We start from the raw sequence: 20,906 nt of genomic DNA on the forward strand, positions 1-20,906 counted from the left end.
CTCTCCGTCAGACAAACTCGTAGAGAAGCGAAATGCCTCCCGGAATCTGTGCCCGGAACGCCTCCTCTGCCGCTGTCTTGATTTGTATCAGTATATCATAGCACGCATGCTTCATGTAAATCATCTTCCGGAAATAGTCCTGCACGCGGTACACGCCCGCATTGACCGGCCCGATGCACTGCGGTGCCTCCGCAGCAAGCGCGGTCGCTTGTTTGAGACAGTCCGCAAAGAGCGCCGCCGCCCGTGTGAGCGCAGTCTCGTCCTTGGCGGCGAGCTGTATGGTCAGCATGTGCAAAACCGGCGGGTACCCGGCTGCGCGACGGTAGGCGAGCTCCGCCGCCGCAAAGCGCTCATAGTCCTGCGCCGCCGCACTCTGAATCGCATAGTGTTCCGGGCGATAGGTCTGAATGACAAACTCTCCCCGTTTTTTTGCGCGTCCCGCGCGCCCCGCAGCCTGTGTTAAGAGCTGAAAGCAGCGCTCCGCGCTCGTATAACGATTTGCATAGAGCTCGGTATCCGCCGCCATCACCCCCACCAGCGTCACATTCGGGAAATCGTGCCCTTTCACAATCATCTGGGTTCCGATCAGAATGTCGGCTTTGCCCGCCCGGAATTTTTCCAGTATGCCCTGTCCACTGTCATGTCCCCGCACCGCATCCGCGTCCAGCCGCAATACGCGCGCCGCCGGGAACATGCGCCCGGTCTGCTCGACCAGCTGCTGGGTGCCCATACCGAAGCCGGCAAGATACGGAGAACCGCAGCTCGGACAGCGCTCCGGTTTCACGGTACGGTATCCGCAGTAGTGACAGCGAAGACTGCCGTCTTCGTGAAGGGTCAATGTCACATCGCAATGCGGGCAGCGAAGCGCCTCGCCACAGCTCCGGCAGGACAGAAAGCGCGCATAGCCGCGCCGGTTCATAAAGAGCATGACCTGCTCGCCGCGCGAAAGCCGCGACACAATTTTTTCGCTGAGCGCTCGGCTAAAAACCGAGCGGTTGCCCTTCCGCAGTTCGTCGCGAAGATCCACGACAGTTGCCTCCGCCGGAACGGCACCGGAAACCGCGCGCTTCGTGAGGCGAAGCAGTCGATACTCGCCCTGCTTCGCGCGTTGCCAGCTCTCGACCGAAGGAGTCGCAGAGCCGAGAATCAGCTGGGCCCCGGAGAGCTCTGCCCGCTTGGCCGCGACTTCCCGCGCGTCATAGCGCGGCACGGCATCGTTCCGGTAGGCGCTGTCGTGCTCCTCATCGATGATGATGAGCCCGAGATTCGGAAACGGCGCAAAGAGTGCCGAACGCGGTCCCACCATGACACTTGCCTCCCCGCGCGCCGCGCGGAGAAACTGGCGATAGCGCTCGCCCTTCGAGAGCTTGGAGTGGATGATTGCGACTTCCTCGCCGAAGCGCTCTTCCAGATAGCGCACGGTCTGAAAGGTCAGGTTGATTTCCGGCAGCAATAAAATGGCCTGTCTCCCCAGGCGGCGCTGTTCTTCGATACAGCGCATGTAAACTTCCGTTTTCCCGCTGCCGGTCACGCCGAAGAGCAGATAGCTGCCGCCCGGTTTCTCTGCCTCCGCGCGCCGAAGTTCCGAGAGCACGGTACTCTGTTCTGATGTGAGTTCCCGCGCTGGCCTGGCGACTTTTGCCTCGCTGCGCCCCGTCGCTTCGGTCTTCCGCGGCCGCGCTTTCACAGCCTCCTTGACCGGCAGCACGGTTTTCAGCGCCTGGTTTAACATGCAGCCGTAGTGCTCATGCATCCAGACCGCAAGGGTCAGAAGCCTCTCTTCCACGCCGACCTTTTTTTCGGCAATTCCCAGAATTTCGCGGAGCTGAAATCCGGTCGGCGCTTCTTTCCGGAGCGCGAGCACATAGCCGAGTTTTGCTTCCTTCGCATTGCCGAAGGGCACTTGCACCGCAGTTCCCGGTGTAAGTTTTCCGCGCAAGTCCTCAGGAATGATATAGGTAAACGGGCGGTCCACGCTCTCATGGCTGATGTTCGGAATGACATCCGCATAGCGCTCGCTCAATGCGCGCCTCGCTCTCCCTGTCCCGAAAAATAATCCGCGAGTTCCGAGAACTTCATACTGTTCGAAGCTTTCAAGAGCAGCGCATCGCCCGGCTTTACCAGCGCTTTGAGCGCCGCAAAAAGCGACTCTCGATCCGAAAAACAGCGAAGTTCGGGGCGATAGTCCGCGTCGCAGCTCTCCCGACACGCTGCGGCGAGCTCCGCCGCGAGGTCGCCGAGTGTATACAGGCACTCCGCCCCTTTCGCGACTGCAAGCTCCGCGCCGATTTCCCGGTGCAGCTCTTTCTCCGCTTCGCCGAGCTCTTTCATATCGCCGAGCACCGCAATGCGACGGCGATCCTTCATCTCGCGGAGAATCGAGAGCGCCGCCCGCATCGAAGCCGGGCTGGCGTTATAGCTGTCATCGATCACCAGCACGCCGTCGCGCTCAAAAATCTGCTGGCGGTGACGATAGCCCTTGAATTTCTCGAGTTTCGCGGCCGCTCCCGCAAGCGGAACGCCGTACGCTTCCGCAACCCCGAGCGCCGCAAGAGCGTTCCACACCTGATGCTCGCCCGGCACGCCGAGTTTCACGGCGACGCGCTTACCGCGTATATTTGCCGTAAATACGGCACAGCCGTTGACCAAGCCGACATTCTCCGCGCGGCAGTCCGCACCTTCCGCGAGGCCATAGGTGCGCGCCGTAATTCCCTCCCGGACCTGACCCGAGAGCAGCATCGCATCGTCCGCATTTCGAAACAGCAGTGCATCATTTTGCATACCGTCCTGTATTTTTAATTTCTCATCGCGTATATTTTCCCGGCTTCCGAGTTCCATGAGGTGCGCCGTGCCAATGTTGGTGACGACGGCCGCCGCAGGACGCACGAGTTCGCTGATGATGTGCATCTCGCCCGGGCGGCTGATGCCCATCTCAATCACACCGATTTCTTCGTCTTCGATGTCGAGTAGCGTGAGCGGTACGCCGATCTGCGAATTGTGATTCGCCTTGGTCTTAAACACTCGGTACTTTGCCGAGAGCGCAGCCGCAATCATCTCGCGGGTTGTGGTTTTGCCCACACTGCCGGTCACGCCGATTAACGGCAGCGAGAGGCGGCTTCTTAGCCAACCCGCAAGTGCCTGTAAGGCGAGAAGCGTGTCGGCCACACGGATGACCGCAGTCCCTGCAGCCGCCGCAGCCTCATGCTGTGCCTCCGTCAACTCTTCTGCGGTGAAGACCGCCTTGGCACCGTCCGCAATCACCTGCTCCAAAAAGCGGTGTGCATCCACTTTCTCGCCGACAAGCGGCACGAAGAGGGTCTCCGCCTTCACATCCCGCGAATCAATGCTGACATAAGAGATCTTTTCTTCTTCCCGGCCAAACAGCAGCTCGCCGCCGGTTGCCTCTCTGATTTCACCTACATTCAGCGCGCGCATCTCACTCTCCCATCTCGCGGAGCGCATCTTCCGCCACTTCCCGGTCCAGGAAGTGCGTGCGCACACCGCAAATCTCTTGGTAGTCCTCGTGTCCTTTGCCGATAATCGCAATCATATCGCCGGGCTCTGCCTTCTGCACCGCATAGTAGATGGCTTCCCGTCTGTCCGGAATCTCAATGAATGCGCCGCCGGTCTTCTCGATGCTCTCGCGAATGTCGGCGAGAATATCCTCGACTTTTTCATAGCGGGAGTTGTCCGCCGTGATAATCGAGAGATCCGCCTTTTTGCCGCCGATTTCTCCCATCGATGACCGGCGCTCCTTGGCGCGGTTGCCGCCGCAGCCGAACACGACCACGAGACGCTTCGGATGGTACTCGCGCAGGGCGTCGAGCAGAGCTTCCATGCTGACCGCATTGTGCGCATAGTCCACCAGAACCGTGTAGGGATGCAGCTTAACAATCTCCATCCGGCCGTTCACGCGGATGTTTTTTAATCCGATACGAAGCACTTCATCCTTCACCCCCGCGAGTGCCGCAACCGAGAGCGCCGCGAGTGCATTTTCCGCGTTGAAGCGTCCCGGCATACCGACCTTGACATCCGCGACGTCTCGTCCCGCGCCCGCAAAGTCAAAGCACATACCGACAAAATCGGGGTCTGCCGTATGGGAGAGATTGCGAAGCGTAAAGTCCGCCGGATTCTTTTCGCCGAAGCGGTACAACTTCTCGCAAGTCGCCATTTTCTCAATGTAGAGCGAGTGCACATCGTCCGCATTGATGAGTCCCGTCTTGCACTGCAAAAAGAGTTGCGACTTCCAGAACAGGTATTCCTCAAAACTCTTGTGCTCATTCGGACCGATGTGATCCGGCGCAATGTTCATAAAAATGCCGTAGTCGAACAGAATACTGCCTGTGCGGTGCAACATAAGCCCCTGACTCGAGACCTCCATGACCACAGCCTTCAAGCCCGCATCCGCCATTTTCCGGAAACTCTCCTGAATCTCATAGGACTCCGGTGTCGTATTCTTGGTCGCGATGTGTTCTTTGCCGACGGTGATGCCGTTGGTGCCGATGAGCCCGGTCGGAATGCCGCCCGCCTCGAGCAGCGCGCGTATCATGTGGGTGGTCGTCGTCTTGCCCTTGGTGCCGGTCACGCCGATCGTAAGGAGTTTCCGCGCCGGGAAACCGAAGTAGGCCGCCGAGAGCGCCGCCAGGGCCGCCCGCGCATTGTCCGCGCGGTACACAGTAAGCCCCTCCGGCAGCGCTTCGACTTCGCGGTCAATGACAACCGCCGCAACGCCCTTGCCCGGAAGCTCGGGGAGCAGCTCGTGAGAGTCAAAATTGGCACCCTTCATGCAGACAAACAGACAACCCGGACTGATTTTTCGCGAATCATACACCAGTGCACCGAGTTCCACGCCCATATCGCCCTGCAGGAGCTCTCCCTTGAGCTCCGACATCGCAAGTTCCAGTAATTTCATATGTCTCTTCCTCTCATTGCTCCATTGCTTCAAACTCTTCCATACTCATCAGCAACTCGCGGGGCTTGGTGCCCTGCTCTTCGCCGACCACACCCGCCGCCGCGAGCTGATCCATGATACGCGCCGCGCGGTTAAAACCGATTTTAAACATGCGCTGCAGATTTCCGATCGAAGCCTTGTTCTTCTCGATCACAAAGCGTCCCGCCTGGAAAAAGAGCGGATCTCGTCCGCTGTCGGCAGTCTGAACCGCCGGACTGTCACCCGAACGCAAAATCTTGTCCTCGATCTCTTCCGAGTACGAGAGCGGAATCTCCTCTTCCCGGATGAATTCGACCGCCTTCTGCACTTCCTGATCCGAGACAAAGGCGCCCTGCACACGCACCGGCTTCGGGATACCCTGCGGGAAAAAGAGCATATCACCCTTTCCGAGCAGTTTTTCCGCGCCGACACCGTCCAGAATGGTCCGCGAGTCGATCCCCGAGGAGACCGCAAACGCGATGCGGGACGGTATATTTGCCTTGATGAGGCCGGTGATGACATTGACACTCGGCCGCTGCGTTGCGATCACGAGGTGCATGCCGGCCGCACGGGCGAGCTGCGCAATGCGGCAGATAGCCTCTTCCACCTCATTTTTGGAGACCATCATGAGGTCGGCAAGCTCATCGATGATGATGACGAGCTGGGGTAACGGCGTCGGCAAATCCTCCTGACGCACCGTCCCGCTCGCCGCGGCCGCCCGGATTCTCTCGTTATAGCCCCGCAGGTCGCGAACACCGGTCTCCGCGAATTTCCGGTAGCGGTCCGTCATTTCCGCAACCGCCCAGTTGAGCGCCCCCGCTGCCTTCTTCGGATCCGTGACGACCGGAATCAGGAGGTGCGGGATGCCGTTGTAGACCGAGAGTTCCACGACCTTCGGGTCTATCATGATGAGTTTCACTTCCTCCGGCCGATAGCGGTAGAGGATGCTCATAATCAACGTGTTGATACAAACCGACTTACCGGAGCCCGTCGCACCGGCAATCAGGAGATGCGGCATCTTTGCGATGTCCGTGACCACAGTCTGTCCCGCAATGTCCTTGCCGACCGCGAAACTGATCTTGCCGTTTGCCTTTTTGAAGCGCTCGCTCTCCAGGAGATCCCGAAGATAGACCGTATTGTTCTCCTTGTTCGGCACCTCGATGCCGACTGCGGACTTGCCGGGAATCGGCGCCTCGATGCGGATATCCGCCGCCGCGAGGCTGAGTTTAATGTCATCGGCGAGCGCCACGATACGCCCGACCTTGACGCCCTGCGCGGGCAGAAGCTCGTAGCGCGTCACGGCCGGCCCGCAGCTGAAGTTCGTGACTTTGACATCGACGCCGAAATTGTGAAGGGTCTCCTCGAGTTTCAACGCCGTTGTCCTGTACTCGAGATCGCTCTCCTGTCGCTTTTCCTTGCCCTTTTCGAGAAGGTCAAGCGGCGGTGTCTTGTACTTTTTCGGCGGCGCCGGTTTCTTCGGCGCGCTGACTTGCCTGTACGCGCTCTGCTGCCGCGAAGCTGTCTCCTGCCGCGTCGTCGCTGTCCGGGCAGGCGCTGTGTCTGTCGCGACACCGCGCTCTTCCGTCCGGAACGAAAGAGGGCGCAATGGCTCGGCCTCGGCAATTTCGATGGAGCGCGGCACCTCCTCTTCGTCTCGGTTCCACTCGGCAGTCTCGCTCTTTTCAATCTGCGCGAGTTTCTCTGCCCTTTCGGCTTCGCTCAGCTCTGTCTCCGGTGCCTCGTATGCCTCACCGAAAGAAATCGGTTCATCATATGTCGGTTCGTCATACCTGTCTTCTTTCTGTGAAACCGCTGTCTCTTCTGCCGGACTGTCATCCCGTCTTAAAATTTCATCGGCACGTCGCAACGCTTCGAGGAGGGCGGGGTCGCCGTCCGCGTACAAGTCCGGCGTCGGCGGTACGGCAGACGCCTCCTCTGTCACGGTCTCTTCCGGTGGATACAAGTCTCGCGAAAAATGCAGTACCTCCGGCTCGTCTTCCTCGCGGAATTCCCGCCTTGCGCTCCGGCGCTCCTCCCAGCCATCCTCGATCTCCGTCCGTATGACCTCGCGCGGCAATGCATCCGCCTCTTCTTCCGCAGTCTGTTTGTCCGGTTGTATGGCGTCAATCATTTTTTTCCAGGATGTTCCGGGGATGGGGGCTGTCTCTGTTTTCGCCGCCTCGCTGTCCTCAGTGACCGGATTTCCGGCCTCCAAAGCCGCCTTCTTGGCTTCGAGCTCTTCGAGCCGCGCCGCAACTTCCGCCGAGAGCGCAGCCTGTCGCTGCTCTCTCTCTGCGCGACGCCTCGCAAGCACTTCGCGGGTACGGACATAGGCCTTGTCGCTTTGGCGCTGCACGAGCGCGACAAACGATTTTTCCGTGACATACGAAAGGCAGAGAATCAGGAGCACCAATACAATCAGCGCAGCCCCGACCTGCCCCAGAACCGCGCGGAGTGCACCGGCGAGCAGTCCGCCGACGGCACCGCCGCCCCGCTTGCCGGCATAAAGATAGGCGAGATTGCCGCCCTCTGTCCCCTGCATGAGATGTGCCAATACAATCAGAAACACATAGGAGAGAAAAAGCGCTGTGTTTTTCCGGAGCGCCCGCTCCTTGTCACCTGAGAGAAGGCTGTAAATCACGGTCCCGCAGAGCAACAGCGGAAACAAGAACCCCAGACTGCCAAAGAGACCCAGCTGCACATCGCGAAGCACGGCACCGAGTGCGCCGCAGAGTCCAAAATTGCCGAGCAGCAAAAGGACTGCCAGAAGACCGAACAAAAGGGGCAGTGCTTCCTCACGCAAAAATAGGGGTTGCTCCGCTGCTGACTGCCGCTTTTTCCGCACAGTCGCGCTGCTCCGTTTTCTGTTTTTTGCCGTTGTCGCGGTACGCCGTCTGCTTCCGCCCTTTTTCTGCGCCAAAATCGCCCCTCCTCTCCGTGAACCTGCGTTCGATAAAATAGGAACCCTGAACTTACAGTATAACACAAGCAGGGGAATCTGTCACAGAACGCCTTTGCCTTCCGTGACAGATTCCCCTGTCCTCTTCACTGTTTTGACCTGCCTTCGCCGTTCACAGCTTGTGTTTGGGCTGTCCCGCCGTCTGGATGCGAATCAGTGCGCGGTACAACTTGGCGCGCGCCTGAATTCTCTCCTCATCCGAGAGCTTCGCCTTGAGCCGCTCCTCGGCTCTCTGCTTGGCCTCCTCCGCGCGGTGCAAATCAATCTCGTCGCTCCACTCGAAGGTGGTCGGCAGTAAGCGGCATACACCGTCCATCACCGAGAGCATGCCGCCGACACAAGCGGCCTCCCGCTCTTTTCCGTCGGGAAACCGAAGCTTTGCCGTACCCATACCGACTGCCGTGCAGTAATTCGTATGACGCGCGAGGATTGCGAGATCACCCGTGATGCTGCGGAGCGTAAGACGCTCCACCTCACCCTCGTATTTCAGCCCGTCCAGCGTGACAATTTCCAAATGGAAGTTCGCCATGCGCTCTCCTCCTTACTGCGCGTTCTTTAACGCCTTTGCCTTCTCAAATGCCTCGTCGATGCCGCCGACCAGAAGGAAGGCGCTCTCCGGAAGCTCGTCGCACTCGCCGTTTAAGATCATGCGGAAGCCGCGGAGCGTCTCCTTGAGGGATACGTATTTACCCTGAAGACCCGTGAACTGCTCTGCGACAGAGAAGCTCTGCGAAAGGAAGTTTTGGATTTTGCGCGCGCGGAACACCGTGACCTTGTCCTCTTCCGAGAGCTCGTCCATACCCATGATGGCAATAATATCCTGCAACTCCTTATAGCGCTGCAGAACCTGCTGCACACCCATTGCAATCTCATAGTGCTCCTGACCCACAACCTCCGGCGTCAGAATGCGACTCGTCGAATCCAGCGGATCCACAGCCGGGTAAATTCCCTTACTCGCAATGTCGCGCGAGAGAACCGTCGTCGCATCGAGGTGCGTGAAGGTCGTCGCCGGCGCCGGGTCCGTCAGGTCATCGGCAGGGACATAGACCGCCTGCACCGAAGTGATGGAACCCTTCTTGGTGGAGGTGATACGCTCCTGCAGGGCGCCCATGTCCGTCGCCAGAGTCGGCTGATAACCGACGGCGGACGGCATGCGGCCGAGCAGCGCCGACACCTCGGAACCCGCCTGGGTAAAGCGGAAAATGTTGTCGATAAAGAGAAGCACATCCTGGTTTCTCTCATCGCGGAAATACTCCGCCATCGTGAGTCCCGAGAGACCCACGCGCATTCTTGCGCCCGGCGGCTCATTCATCTGACCGTAAACCAGAGCGGTCTTGTCGAGGACACCGCTCTCCTTCATCTCGCCGTAGAGGTCATTGCCCTCTCTCGTGCGCTCACCGACGCCGGTGAAAACCGAAATGCCGCCGTGTGCCGTCGCGACATTGTGGATGAGTTCCATAATGAGGACGGTCTTGCCGACACCTGCGCCGCCAAAGAGACCAATCTTACCGCCCTTTGCGTACGGGCAAATCAGGTCGACAACCTTGATACCGGTCTCCAGAATTTCCGTTGCCGGCGTCTGCTCCTCAAACGAGGGCGCGGGGCGGTGAATGCTACGGCGCTCCGTCGTCTCCACGGCCGGGCCGTTGTCGACCGTCTCGCCGAGCAAGTTAAAGACGCGGCCGAGGCACGCATCGCCGACCGGCACCGTAATCGGTCCGTTTAAATCGCGCGCGGCAGCGCCGCGCACCAAGCCGTCGGTCGAGCTCATTGCGATGCAGCGGACCGTCTCGTCTCCGATCTGCTGCGCCACCTCGGCAATGAGCTTTTTGCCCTCCGGCATATCTACTTCAATCGCATGGAGGAGCGCCGGAAGTTCTCCCTCCGCAAAGCGGACGTCGAGCACAGCGCCCATCACCTGAACGACTTTACCTACATGCTGCTCACTCATCAAAGCTTCTCCTTCATAAGCGCTTATCCGTTGCTGCCCTCTGCGCCGCCGACAATCTCCGTGATTTCCTGCGTGATGCTCGCCTGACGCGCGCGGTTATAGTAGAGGCTCAGTTTGTCAATCATCTCGCCCGCATTGTCCGTCGCAGCCTCCATGGCTGTGCGGCGCGCCGCATACTCACTTGCGAGCGAGCTTGCGACCGCGCTGTACAAAAGGCCTGCGAGATACTCCGGCACAATGGCGTCAAAGACCTCCTCTGCGCTCGGCTCGTAGAGAATCAGATTCTGCGCTTTCTTTTTCTCTTCTCTTTCTTTGCCGCTAATTTCAGAGACCTCATCCTTGAAATCGGCCAGCGGCAACAGGCACGTCGCGCCCGGTTCCTGCTTCATCAGCGAGACAAAGTCTGTGTAGACAAGCGAGACGTGTCCGAACGCTCCGCTGCGAAACAGCGTGCAAATCTGTCTCGCAATCGCATAGCAATCCGAGACATGAACGGTGGCGACCAGGAGCTTCTCACCCTCGAGGCGCGAGAGCTTTTTCTGCGCGACATAATCCTCTGCCTTTTTGCCGAGCGGCAGGACAACAAAATCCTTCCCCTTGCTCTCCGCCTCAAAGGTGCGGAACAAATTGGCGTTGTAACCGCCCGCCATGCCGCGGTCACCCGCAATCAGAATATAGCAGTGGCGTTCGCTCTGATTTTCCCGCGTATAGACACTGGTGTAATCCGTATTTTCCGCGGCAATGTTAATCAAGGTCTGCCGCAGCGCCGAAAAGTACGGCGCACTCGCCTCGGCTCTCTCCTTGGCCCTCCGCAATTTCGAAGACGCGACCAGTTCCATCGCCTTCGTAATCTGCATCGTGTTCTGGATACTCTTAATCCGGAGTTTGACGGACTTCATATTTGCTGCAGCCATCGTCTCCTCCTGTTAAGCCTGTGTTCCGCTCGTCTGTTTTCTCTGTAAGAACTCCTCTGTGCAGCGCTGGAGCGCCTTCTTCAGTCTCTCTTCGCCCTCTGCGCTGTATGCACCGGTCTTGCGAATTTCTTCCATCGCGGCGACACCGTCCGGATCTCTGTCAAGGAAGCGGTACAGCTCCTCTTCAAAGGCCCGGATTTCCTCAACCGGAATCTGCGTCAACAGGTTATTAACGACCGCATAGAGAACGGCGACCTGCTTTTCGACCGGAACCGGCGAGGACTTGCCCTGTTTTAAGACTTCCACGATGCGCTCACCCTGCGCAAGACGTGCCTTGGTATCCGCATCGAGGTCGGAACCGAACTGTGCGAAACTCTGCAGCTCACGGTACTGCGAGTAGATGAGTTTCAGCGTTCCGGCAACCTTCTTCATCGCCTTGACCTGCGCGTTGCCGCCAACACGGGACACCGAAATACCCGGGTTCACCGCCGGCATGACGCCGCTGTGGAAGAGCTCGGTCTCGAGGAAAATCTGACCGTCGGTGATCGAAATCACGTTGGTCGGAATGTAGGCCGAGACATCGCCCGCCTGGGTCTCGATAATCGGCAGCGCCGTCATCGAACCCGCGCCTTTCTCCGCGGAGAGCTTCGCCGCGCGCTCAAGCAGTCTCGAGTGCAGGTAGAAGACATCGCCCGGATATGCCTCACGGCCCGGCGGTCGCCGGATCAGAAGCGAAATCGCGCGGTAGGCCACCGCGTGCTTCGAGAGATCGTCGTAGACAATCAGCACATGCTGACCGCGGTTCATGAAGAACTCGCCCATCGCGCAGCCCGCATAGGGCGCTATGTACTGCAGCGGGCTCGGCTCCGAAGCCGTTGCCGCGACGACAATCGTGTAGTCCATCGCACCGGCCTCTTTGAGCGTATTCACCAGCGCTGTGACGGTGGAACGCTTCTGTCCGATTGCAACATAAATACAAATGACATCCTTGCCCTTCTGGTTCAGGATGGTGTCGAGGGCGATCGTCGTCTTACCCGTCTGGCGGTCGCCGATGATCAGCTCACGCTGTCCTCTTCCGATCGGAATCATCGAATCGATGGCCTTGATGCCCGTCTGCATGGGCTCCTTGACCGGCTGACGGTCGATGATGCCCGGTGCCGGACTCTCGACCGCGCGATACTCCTGACTTGCGATCGGACCCGCACCGTCGATCGGCTGACCGATTGCGTTCACGACGCGGCCAAGCAAGGCCTCGCCGACCGGAACCGAAACCACGCGCCCCGTGCGCTTTACGGTCTGTCCCTCCTGAATGCCGACGTCCGAGCCGAACAAAACCGCCGAGACGCTGTTTTCCTCCAGATTCTGTGCCATACCGAAGCTGCCATCCTGAAATTCGAGAAGCTCACCGGACATGCAGTTTGCAAGGCCGGAAACTCTCGCAATACCGTCTCCGACCGTGAGCACGGTTCCGGTTTCGTTCTGAATGATGGCGTTCTCGTAGTATTTGATCTGGCTTCGAATGACCTCAGAGATCTTTTCTGACTTTAATTCCATTCTATGCCCACCTTTTTACAGTACTATCTCTTCCACTTTTTTGCGAATGGCGAGAAGCCGGCCCGCAACGCTGCCGTCCAAGGTCTTGCCGTCTATCTCGACCACGATGCCGCCGAGCAGGCTTGCCTCCACCCGCTCCTTGAGCACCACCTGCTTTCCGCTCTGCTTTTCGAGCGCTTCCCGCAGTTTGATTTTTTCGCTCTCGTCGAGCGCCGCTGCCGTGCGCACCAGCGCCACGGCGATGTTATGTGCCTCATTGTAGCGCCGCTCAAATGCGCGACACATGCTCGCATACTGAAACAGGAGCCCTCTCTCGGTAATGAGCTTCAAGAAATTCAGGAGATAGGGTCTGATTTCACCGCGGAACGCCTGATCGAGAAGCTCTAAGCGCTTCTCCTTCGGGAGGCTCGGCTCGGAGAGCAACGCGGCATACTTCGGATTTTCCCGCAGTAATGTTCCGATGCCCTGCATCTCCTCGAGTATGTCCTTCTCCTGCTTCTCCTCTGCGGCCAGGTCATAAAAACTTCCGCCGTAGAGCTCGGCCGTGCGCATCATGACGCATCCTCAACCTTCTGCAGGAAGTCGTCAATCAGTGCGCGGTGATCCGCCTCGTGGATTTCACGCTCCACGACACGTCCCGCGATGTCCATCGCGAGTCCGCCGATTTCATCCTTCGCCTCGTTCAGTGCGCGCTTCTTCTCCTGACGGATATCGCTCTCCGCCTTCGCTTTCAGTGCCTGCGCTTCGCTGCGCGCACTCGCGAGCAGCACATCCGCCTGCTGGGATGCATCCTGCTTTGCGCGCTCCAAGATGCTTGCAGCCTCTTCGCGCGCCTGCTCCATATTCTTTGTATACTCTGCCTTGACAGCCTCTGCCTCGGCCTTTTCCTGCTCTGCTGCCCGGATGTTCTGATCCGCGCGCTTCTGGCGCTCCTCAAGGATGCGCTTCACCGGCTGAAACAGAAATTTCTTCATCAGAAACAGCTGAATGAAGAGATTCAGGATGGTCAGAACAAAGGTCGAAGGCACGATGGTTACCAGTGCCTGTGTATCCATCTTAACCCTCCCGACTTACTTCAGGAAATTCATGAACATACCCGGTGCTACGAAAATCAGAAGAAGGCCCGTGACGAAACCGTAAATACCCGTGGTCTCTGCGATTGCGCAGCCGAGCAGCATGGTGCTCGTCACATCGCCCTTGCACTCCGGCTGACGGCCGATTGCCTCAAGCGCCTTTGCAACCGCATTACCCTCACCGATACCGGGTCCGATACCGGCGATCAGTGCGCAACCCGCACCGATGCCGCAACCCATGAGCGCGATACCTCTTGCAAGAAACTGAAAATCTGTCATGACTCTATCCTCCTAAATGTTGGTGATTGCAACTGCCGTCTTAACCTTCGGACGCATTCGCAATGTACATAATGGTTAGCATGGTAAAAATAAATGCCTGCATGATGCCGGAAAACCAGTCGAAATAGAATGACATGATTGCCGGAAGTCCGACCGCGAGAATCGGAATGCGCGAGAGGAAGTCACCGACCGCCCCCGGAATCAGACCGAACAGCGCCGCCGAAGCAACGCCGAGCGCCGCATAAATAAGACCGTTGATGACCACACCTGAGAGCACATTTCCAAAGTGACGGCACGCCATACTGATCGGCGTCGCAATCTCCGAGAGAATGTTAAACGGTGTCATCACCGGGATCGGCGTCGTGAAGCCCTTCAGGTAACCGAGCAAGCCGCCCGCCTTGATTTTATTCAGTGTAATCATCGTGAAAACGGTTACAGCCCAGGCAGCTTCGACCGACAAATCGGCTGTCGGACTTCTGAGTCCGACGAGGCTGATCAGGTTCGAAATCACGCTCGTGGAAAACAACGCGCCGACGAACGGAATCAGATAGTCAAACTTGTTTCCGCCCGTGTTGTTCCGCACCAGATTTTCCGCACTCTCCACAATGAGCTCTGCGAGAGCCTGCCGTTTTCCGATGTGCTCCACCTTTAAATCGCGGGTCAGAAAAATACAGAGTCCCGTGATAATCAGCATCACCAGCCAGGAGACAACCACCGTCTCCGAGACAAGAATGTCCCCGAGTATCGGCAGATGTGTCGGAATGCGGAAGAAAATCTTTGCGCCGGAAATATCAAAATTCATAGCTTAGATCTCACCCCCTTGTTTGGTTTTCTGCTCTTCCTTCGACGGGAAGATACCCTGCAGCCGCACGGAAAAACCCGGGAAAAACAGCGGCAGAATACCCGCGACCGGATGAATAACAGGCACTGCCACCGCCAATATCATCCACACAATCTGCATGGTATTGCGATTCACATAGGATTTCTGCATGAACCGCTTTGCCTCCTTGGGGTCTTCGAGACCTGCGACGTGCTGCACCGTGAGTCCCATCAGAAAGAAGTTTAATATCCCCACCGCTGCGCCCGGCAAGGCAGAGAAAACTGTGCCGTAAGAAAAGCCGATCTTCTTCGGAAATGCCAGGTGCAGCGCAAAAAAAATTGCCAGCATGACGAGGGTCATGAGCACTACATGGAGTGCCACCCGCCCGGTTTCACGCCGAACAGCTTCCTGTACCTTCATAGTTCTGCTCCTTTTCCCGGTCAGCGATGGTCATTGCTCGCAATACGCGTTTCCTTTTCCTTCTCTTCCTGTTCTGTCCGCTCACATTCCCGCCGGTACAGTTTCCACGCCGTCGTGAAGGAGCCGCCGAGTCCAAAGAAAAAGCCCGGAATATACACCCACGCGCCGACCTGCCAGCGTGCAACCAGATAGTGACAGAAAAAAAGGCATAAAAGAAGCGGCGCCGCGAGAGAAAGACCGAACTGGCTCAGCAGCAAAAGATTTTGCATAATCTCAGAACGATGCTTCATTTCCTGCCTCTCTTCACAACACCGGAACAATAAAATACGCGGTCATTTTATCACCGTTTGGCACGCTTGTCAAGGTAATGTTGACTAATTGGCACTGGCATCCCTCCCCGCTTTTTCGGCAGAGTGTTAAAAACAACCATTTGACAGTGCTTTCTGCGGAAGCACTGGACTTTTTTCGCGCTTTGTTCCAAAATGCATACAAGAACAACGCGGAGGTACGCACGGATGAAAACAGTCAAAGAAATCGCACGGGATATGGCCTATTACTCGAAGGGGAATTTGCATGACATCGACCACTTTCTCCGCGTCTGGGGCTATGCGCGAGACATTGCCGACGGCGAACGCCTCTCAAGGCGCGAACGCTATGTGCTGGAGGTTGCGGCCATCACACACGACATTGCCTGCCCGCTCTGCCGCGAAAAATACGGCAATACCGACGGCAAGAATCAGGAGCGCGAAGGCGCTGTTCTGGTGCGCACTTTTTTACAGGACGCCGGGATTCCGGACGAACTGTTAGAACGCATCGTTTTTCTGGTCGGACATCACCACAGTTACGATGCGGTCGACGGCACAGACTACCGGATACTCCTCGAGGCCGACTATATTGCAAACGCGCTCGAAAATCACACGCCGCCCGCTGCCGTGAGACAGGCTCTGAAGTCTGTCTTTCGCACCAAGAGCGGCATTGAAGAGGCAAAGACTATGCTGCACCTCTCATCCCTCTCCTAACCGATTCCGCACTCCGCATAGAGCAGAGGCATTCTCGCCTGCATTGCCTTGTAAAACCGGACTTCCCAGCCGTTTTTCTTTAAAAAATCCAGATATTCCTCCGGCGTCCATTGGTTTGCAAAGCGTAGGCCCGCGAGGGAAAGTAGCGCTTCCCAGGAGCGAGTCAACAGATTCTCCCGCTGTTTCACAAAGTTCGGCGCAATCAGGATACCGTCGGGCCGCAAAACGCGGGCTATTTCTCGCAGGGCGCGCTCGGGCTCCGGCAAAAGATGCAGGGCGTTCACAATCACCACTGCATCGAAGCTTGCGTCCGCGTAGGGCAGAGAGTGGGCATCCGCGACTTCAAAGCGCAAGTTGTTCGGGCAGGCGCCCTTTTTTGCTTCCGCAATCATGCCCTCCGAATAATCGGTCGCGAGCATGCGCTTGGTAACCGGCGCAATGCGCTTCGCGAGCGCGCCGGGTCCGGTGGCAAGCTCCAGCACTTCCTTGCCGCGAACCAGCTTCGGAATACGGCGATAGAGATACGCATAGCTCCTCTCCTCCGCACGCATGACCCGACTGTAGACAGGCGCATACCAATCCCAGATTTTTCCTTTCATCCGGCCCTCCTTTCCGAATACGAAAACGCAACATTCACGCGAAGTCTATTTTTCCCCTGTACACTCTCTCCGAAAACACTATTTTATAATAATCACTTTTGTCCGCTTCGCTCTTCTCAGTCCAAACGAGCTTTTGATCCTACGCTCGGCAAGCCGATTTTGGGTATCTTGTCGAGTACGGTTACTCTGCCCGCCTCGGCGAGGCTGCCGAGTGCAGCCGTCAATTCACTTCGTTTCTCTTTCGGGAGCTTCCCAAGCCCCTTTATGATAAGCCCGGTATTCTTGAATAAATTCTCTCCGAACTCCGCGAAGGTCTCCGCCTCTGTCATCTCTATCATCGAAAAGACAGTCTCGACCAAGGATTTTCGCGTCTCATCGTCCATGGTTTCAAGCCAAGTTCCGAGGGATACCTTGACAAAATCGCTGAAGGCATCCAGCTCTCCGCCGACAAATTTGTCCTTGGTCACTTCCCAAGTCGTCACATCGTGCTGAAAGATTCCGGCCGCGGTGCTCTTCACAACATGTTGTTCCGCCTCATTGGAAAGTAACTGCCCTATGACAGAGGTCTGCGGGAGTATATTTGTGATTTTCGGCAGCAGCTCTCGGTACGCTGCCGTGCGCACAATCTCTTCTCGAAAGCCGGGGCCGTCGTTGTTATAGACTTTGCGGATTCGTCCCTTGACCGCATCCTCTGCGAAAGCGGCAGCGAACATCGCAAAGTTGCCGCCCTTTGAGTGTCCGCCGAGGATTAGGTCTCCGTCGACAGAGGCGGCTACTTCGTTCAGATAGGAAACCGCCTCCTTGGCTCCCTCGGTTTCCGCGGTGAAGCTCATCAAAAAGTCCTCTTTCCAGCCCGTGATGCTAAGGTCCGTGCCGCGAAACGAGACATACTTGGTCCCGTCCGGAAGCAAAAAGACAAGGGCCGCAAACTGCTGCACCTTTTCCTTATCAAAAACCTCTCTGAAGTGCGCAACTTTTGTCCCCCGAAAGCGCGCCCCGCATACCATGTCTTCGAGTAAAAGCGGCGCTCTCTCGATAAAGTGCTTGCTCTCCCGCACTTCCGCCAAGTCGTGCTTTTCACAAAAGCGTTTGAAGCAGGTTTCGATGCTCACGTGCCGCTTCTGTTCATGCAAGAGTTCACCGAAGTCCGCATAGGCGAGATAGGACAAAATGACATTGTCGATTTCATTAAACGGTGCTGCTCTGAGGCTGACATCGTTTCTCCACTGCAGATAATCCATTAGCTCCATCTGACTTACCTCAATTCCCATCCATTATCATTATGCGAAAGAGCCGTCGGAATAACATCCACAGTTCCTTCCGTTTCATTGGGACAGCCTCTGCTACCACGGATGACCATGGGGCGTTTTTTGTACTCTCAGATATGAATTCGGAACGCTCCGAACTCAAATACGCCCTTTCCCTGTTTCAATTTTCCCTGTCTCTCCAGGAGAGAAAAGGCTGTCTCAATCTCCTCAATCAGAGAAACCGGAAGTGCCAAGTCATGATGCCCCGGAAAGATTCTGCGGATCTCGTAGTCGCGCAGGCGTTTGACCGAGCGGTAGAAGAGCTGCGGATCCGTGGAGGGATAAAAGGCGTCCAGACAACCCTTATAAATCAAATCGCCGGAATACAGGTATTTTCTCTCCGGCTCATAAAAACAGCAGTGCCCGGGGGAATGCCCCGGCGTGTGTATGACCTCGACCGTCCGCCCGCCCAAATCAAAGCGGTCTCCGTCATGCAGGATTAGCTGCGGCTCTCCTTGAAAGATCCGATAGGACTCCGGGTCAAAGGAGGCCGGAAACGAGCAGGGCTCGGAACAGAGCTGCGCTTTCACCCGATCCGTTGACAAAGGAAAGCGATCCTCTATCCAATCCTTCTCTGCTTCATGCACCGCAAAGCGCGCAAACAATCGGTGCGCTCCGATGTGATCCCAGTGAACATGCGTGGTGAGCACAGTGAGCGGCAGCCTTGTCAGGCTGTCCACGACAGCTCTGAGATCGGAAATACCAAGTCCCGTGTCAATCAGAACAGCCTCCGTCTCTCCGCAGAGCAGATAGCAGTGCGGTTCTTCCGGATGCCGGTATTCACTGATGACAAAGGTCTGCGGATCGATGCACGCAACGTGAAACCAGGAGTCCCGATCGAGCTGATAGACCTCACAGCCGTCTCGCTGCCCCAGATATGAGAATCCGAACTTTTCCGCGATATGCTTCGTCACGGCTTGTGCCGGGCTGCACTCGAGCACGGCCGATTTTCCTTCGGCAGTCGCTTTTTCAAGCAACTGTTTCGTCAGCTCGCCCGCGTATCCCCTGCCCCAAAAAGCTCTTCTCAGTACCCATCCGATTTCTTTGCTCTCTTCATCGTAGTCATGGTAAATCACATAGCCGACAAAATCATGCTTCGCCGTTTCAACGGCGAAAATAAGCGGCGACAGAGATAAACCCGCGGATTGCAAGAAGGTTTCCGTCTGCTGCGGGGAATAGGGCGGCTCTATGTAGCGCATCACCTCTTCGTCCGAAAGCAGCTTGTATAAGGCTTGCAGATCCTCTTTCTTGAAGCGTCGAATATTTAGCGTGTCCATCGTTTCCTCCGAACGACTGTATCAGCCTGTTAAAACACCTATCTCGTTCGTCACGTCAAATGCATCTGATAGCAACGATAGTTCCCGACACAGTGAAATCCGCATTCTACCGCAAGCGCCTCATATACTTCATCACAAAAGAAGGTCATCACCTTCCCACCTCTGCACTTCGCATCCAGTAGAGCCGCGCTCAGCAATTTTTTCAGCACTTGCGGATCGTATTCACGCCGATTCATATCCACACCGAAAATCTCATACCACGTATCCCCCGCAGCGGTATAGTAAACGGCTCCGCGCGCTTCACCGTCTTTTTCTCCCAGAAAAATGCTCCAGTTTTCAAGCTTTTCATAGATGCGCGCCGAATTCCAATACATATTTTCTTCAAACTGACTGTGCAACAACCGAAAACGCGTGTAATTCTCTTTTCCGATTTTCACAACCTCCTTGTTGTCCGCCACGGGTGCGAGCTGCTCAAGATAGGCGGTGTTGTTGTAGGCATCCTCGATACACGCAAAGCCTTGGCGCTGAAGAAACTCGACCGCGGACTGATTCTCAGCGGGAAAGCCGAGAAATAAATCATAAGCTTTGAACTTTTCTCCGGCATAGGCCAGAAATTCGGAAAGTGCCTCTTCGGTCTCCGTATTCGTTAAGAACAGCATCTGCTCCTGCTCGCATGCAAACGCTTTTCTTGCCCGTTCCAGAAACATATCCTTCGCCTTAATACCGTCGCAGTAGGTCGGATATCCGGACTTTGTTAAGTCGCTTGCCAGTTCATATGCAAAATCTGCATACCGATCAAATTCGGTTTCGGAACAAAGTCTTAGCAAAGGAACCCTCCGTTTCAGTCACGATTTGACTTCAATGAGCAACGACAGAGCCAAGCCCACAGATTACAAGAAGGCTTCCGTACTCTCCTTCGCTGTTCTGCCGAAGTCTGTACCTTGATTCTCTTAGCTCTCTATATATTGTCCGCAGATTTCTTACCGCCGCTTGTCTCTTCGTACCTCTTCCCTTAAGAGAGCATACTCAATCAGTCTGTACACAAAATCCGACACTTCTTCATTGTCTAGATAAAATAACTGATCCATCGGCAAGCTTCCAAGTTCAATCTTCTCATCTGATACCTTTAGGCAAGTTCCGTATTTCTCTACCTTGGCTATAACATCCGCTTTTTTGAAGCTCCCTATCCTGCCATCGTGTATGAACTCTATGTGACCTTGTAAGTCGATTTTAGAATACCTGTCTACGTTATATTGCAGTGAAGCATGACTTACCTTAGAGTTATCTATTCCAACAATCAATGATGTGTAGCTACCTCTGTTTTCTCCCCGAAAATCCGGATCTGTTCCAAAAATAGATATCGACACCTCCTGCGTTTCGCCGAATCTGTCATTGACACGGAAGCGACGATAGGAACCATCATATTGGCCACCGCCTGCATTTTTGTAAATCTTATTTTCACAGCCACAATCCTCTAATACTTCAAAGCTCTTAAACTTCTTGGCTGGGAGTCTATGTTCGATCTCCGATAACGCCTGATCAAAATATGCGGCAAAGCTCTTAATCTTTGGTGTTGAATCATTTCCGTTGAATGACAGACTTAAATTTAGCTTCTTCTTAATGATCAAATTATTTTCCTCCTTTGTCTTTCTATCCAAATCATACAAGCTTTCCAGTTGAAAGTCGATAGCGCTCCTTAGTGCCACGCAATTATGATTCGGACACAGGCTACAGAACGAAAGCAAAACAAAAAGGCCTCCCGCCATCCTCTCTTGCAAGAGACGGCGGGAGGCCTTTTGTTTCA

20 protein-coding genes are annotated in these 20,906 nt (G+C 56.1%); 1 reads left to right on the plus strand and 19 read right to left on the minus strand.

Annotated elements, in window-relative coordinates; all coding sequences use genetic code 11:
* Positions 1-7 precede the first annotated feature (7 nt).
* The 14 genes from priA to ACO4XG_RS00500 form a co-directional block, all read right to left on the minus strand.
* Positions 8-2,023, minus strand: a complete 2,016-nt coding sequence (gene priA / locus ACO4XG_RS00435) for a replication restart helicase PriA (RefSeq protein WP_308507807.1) — start codon at positions 2,021-2,023, stop codon at positions 8-10.
* Positions 2,020-3,462: a UDP-N-acetylmuramoyl-tripeptide--D-alanyl-D-alanine ligase gene (locus tag ACO4XG_RS00440; RefSeq protein ID WP_308507806.1), complete on the minus strand. Its 1,443-nt coding sequence runs from the start codon at positions 3,460-3,462 to the stop codon at positions 2,020-2,022. Before ACO4XG_RS00440 ends, priA begins: the two co-directional genes overlap by 4 nt.
* Positions 3,437-4,912, minus strand: a complete 1,476-nt coding sequence (locus ACO4XG_RS00445; protein ID WP_308507805.1) for a UDP-N-acetylmuramoyl-L-alanyl-D-glutamate--2,6-diaminopimelate ligase — start codon at positions 4,910-4,912, stop codon at positions 3,437-3,439. Before ACO4XG_RS00445 ends, ACO4XG_RS00440 begins: the two co-directional genes overlap by 26 nt.
* 13 nt (positions 4,913-4,925) lie before the next feature.
* Complete coding sequence (locus ACO4XG_RS00450; protein ID WP_308507804.1) at positions 4,926-7,850, minus strand: DNA translocase FtsK; 2,925 nt, start codon at positions 7,848-7,850, stop codon at positions 4,926-4,928.
* 151 nt (positions 7,851-8,001) lie between these two features.
* Complete coding sequence (gene atpC, locus ACO4XG_RS00455; RefSeq protein WP_308507803.1) at positions 8,002-8,418, minus strand: ATP synthase F1 subunit epsilon; 417 nt, start codon at positions 8,416-8,418, stop codon at positions 8,002-8,004.
* A gap of 12 nt (positions 8,419-8,430) precedes the next feature.
* Positions 8,431-9,840, minus strand: a complete 1,410-nt coding sequence (atpD, locus tag ACO4XG_RS00460) for a F0F1 ATP synthase subunit beta (RefSeq protein ID WP_308507802.1) — start codon at positions 9,838-9,840, stop codon at positions 8,431-8,433.
* Positions 9,841-9,863: 23 nt separating this feature from the next.
* Complete coding sequence (gene atpG / locus ACO4XG_RS00465; protein WP_308507801.1) at positions 9,864-10,754, minus strand: ATP synthase F1 subunit gamma; 891 nt, start codon at positions 10,752-10,754, stop codon at positions 9,864-9,866.
* Between the two features lie 12 nt (positions 10,755-10,766).
* Positions 10,767-12,308, minus strand: a complete 1,542-nt coding sequence (gene atpA / locus ACO4XG_RS00470; RefSeq protein WP_308507800.1) for a F0F1 ATP synthase subunit alpha — start codon at positions 12,306-12,308, stop codon at positions 10,767-10,769.
* Positions 12,309-12,323: 15 nt separating this feature from the next.
* Positions 12,324-12,863: an ATP synthase F1 subunit delta gene (gene atpH / locus ACO4XG_RS00475; RefSeq protein ID WP_308507799.1), complete on the minus strand. Its 540-nt coding sequence runs from the start codon at positions 12,861-12,863 to the stop codon at positions 12,324-12,326.
* The gene (atpF, locus tag ACO4XG_RS00480) at positions 12,860-13,363 is read right to left on the minus strand and encodes a F0F1 ATP synthase subunit B (RefSeq protein WP_308507798.1); all 504 of its coding nucleotides are present in this window, start codon (positions 13,361-13,363) and stop codon (positions 12,860-12,862) included. Before atpF ends, atpH begins: the two co-directional genes overlap by 4 nt.
* A gap of 15 nt (positions 13,364-13,378) precedes the next feature.
* Positions 13,379-13,660 (minus strand): ATP synthase F0 subunit C, encoded by a 282-nt coding sequence (gene atpE, locus ACO4XG_RS00485; RefSeq protein WP_009531971.1) that lies wholly within the window; start codon positions 13,658-13,660, stop codon positions 13,379-13,381.
* A gap of 40 nt (positions 13,661-13,700) precedes the next feature.
* Entirely contained in the window at positions 13,701-14,462 is a 762-nt protein-coding gene (locus tag ACO4XG_RS00490) for a F0F1 ATP synthase subunit A (RefSeq protein ID WP_308507797.1), read from the minus strand.
* 3 nt (positions 14,463-14,465) lie between these two features.
* The gene (locus tag ACO4XG_RS00495; RefSeq protein WP_308507796.1) at positions 14,466-14,900 is read right to left on the minus strand and encodes an ATP synthase subunit I; all 435 of its coding nucleotides are present in this window, start codon (positions 14,898-14,900) and stop codon (positions 14,466-14,468) included.
* Between the two features lie 20 nt (positions 14,901-14,920).
* Entirely contained in the window at positions 14,921-15,190 is a 270-nt protein-coding gene (locus ACO4XG_RS00500; protein ID WP_308507795.1) for an AtpZ/AtpI family protein, read from the minus strand.
* 225 nt (positions 15,191-15,415) lie between these two features.
* Here ACO4XG_RS00500 and ACO4XG_RS00505 point away from each other — a divergent pair, with 225 nt between their 5' ends.
* A complete protein-coding gene (locus tag ACO4XG_RS00505; RefSeq protein WP_308507794.1) occupies positions 15,416-15,919 on the plus strand; it encodes an HD domain-containing protein in 504 nt (167 codons plus the stop codon).
* Here ACO4XG_RS00505 and ACO4XG_RS00510 read toward each other — a convergent pair.
* The 5 genes from ACO4XG_RS00510 to ACO4XG_RS00530 all read right to left on the minus strand — a co-directional run bounded on the left by ACO4XG_RS00510 (position 15,916) and on the right by ACO4XG_RS00530 (position 20,730).
* Positions 15,916-16,518 (minus strand): class I SAM-dependent methyltransferase, encoded by a 603-nt coding sequence (locus ACO4XG_RS00510; RefSeq protein ID WP_308507793.1) that lies wholly within the window; start codon positions 16,516-16,518, stop codon positions 15,916-15,918. The two genes, ACO4XG_RS00505 and ACO4XG_RS00510, sit on opposite strands and share 4 nt — an antisense overlap.
* A 116-nt stretch (positions 16,519-16,634) precedes the next feature.
* The gene (locus ACO4XG_RS00515) at positions 16,635-17,768 is read right to left on the minus strand and encodes an Mbeg1-like protein (RefSeq protein ID WP_308507871.1); all 1,134 of its coding nucleotides are present in this window, start codon (positions 17,766-17,768) and stop codon (positions 16,635-16,637) included.
* Positions 17,769-17,896: 128 nt separating this feature from the next.
* Complete coding sequence (locus ACO4XG_RS00520) at positions 17,897-19,102, minus strand: GNAT family N-acetyltransferase (RefSeq protein ID WP_330670068.1); 1,206 nt, start codon at positions 19,100-19,102, stop codon at positions 17,897-17,899.
* A gap of 50 nt (positions 19,103-19,152) precedes the next feature.
* Positions 19,153-19,809 carry a hypothetical protein gene (locus ACO4XG_RS00525; RefSeq protein WP_308507792.1) on the minus strand — a complete coding sequence of 219 codons (657 nt, stop codon included), beginning with the start codon at positions 19,807-19,809 and terminating at the stop codon, positions 19,153-19,155.
* A 273-nt stretch (positions 19,810-20,082) separates the two neighbouring features.
* Positions 20,083-20,730, minus strand: coding sequence for a hypothetical protein (locus ACO4XG_RS00530; protein ID WP_308507791.1), 648 nt, complete (start codon positions 20,728-20,730; stop codon positions 20,083-20,085).
* Positions 20,731-20,906 lie beyond the last annotated feature (176 nt).

The sequence above is a fragment of the Stomatobaculum sp. genome (genome assembly GCF_057248925.1).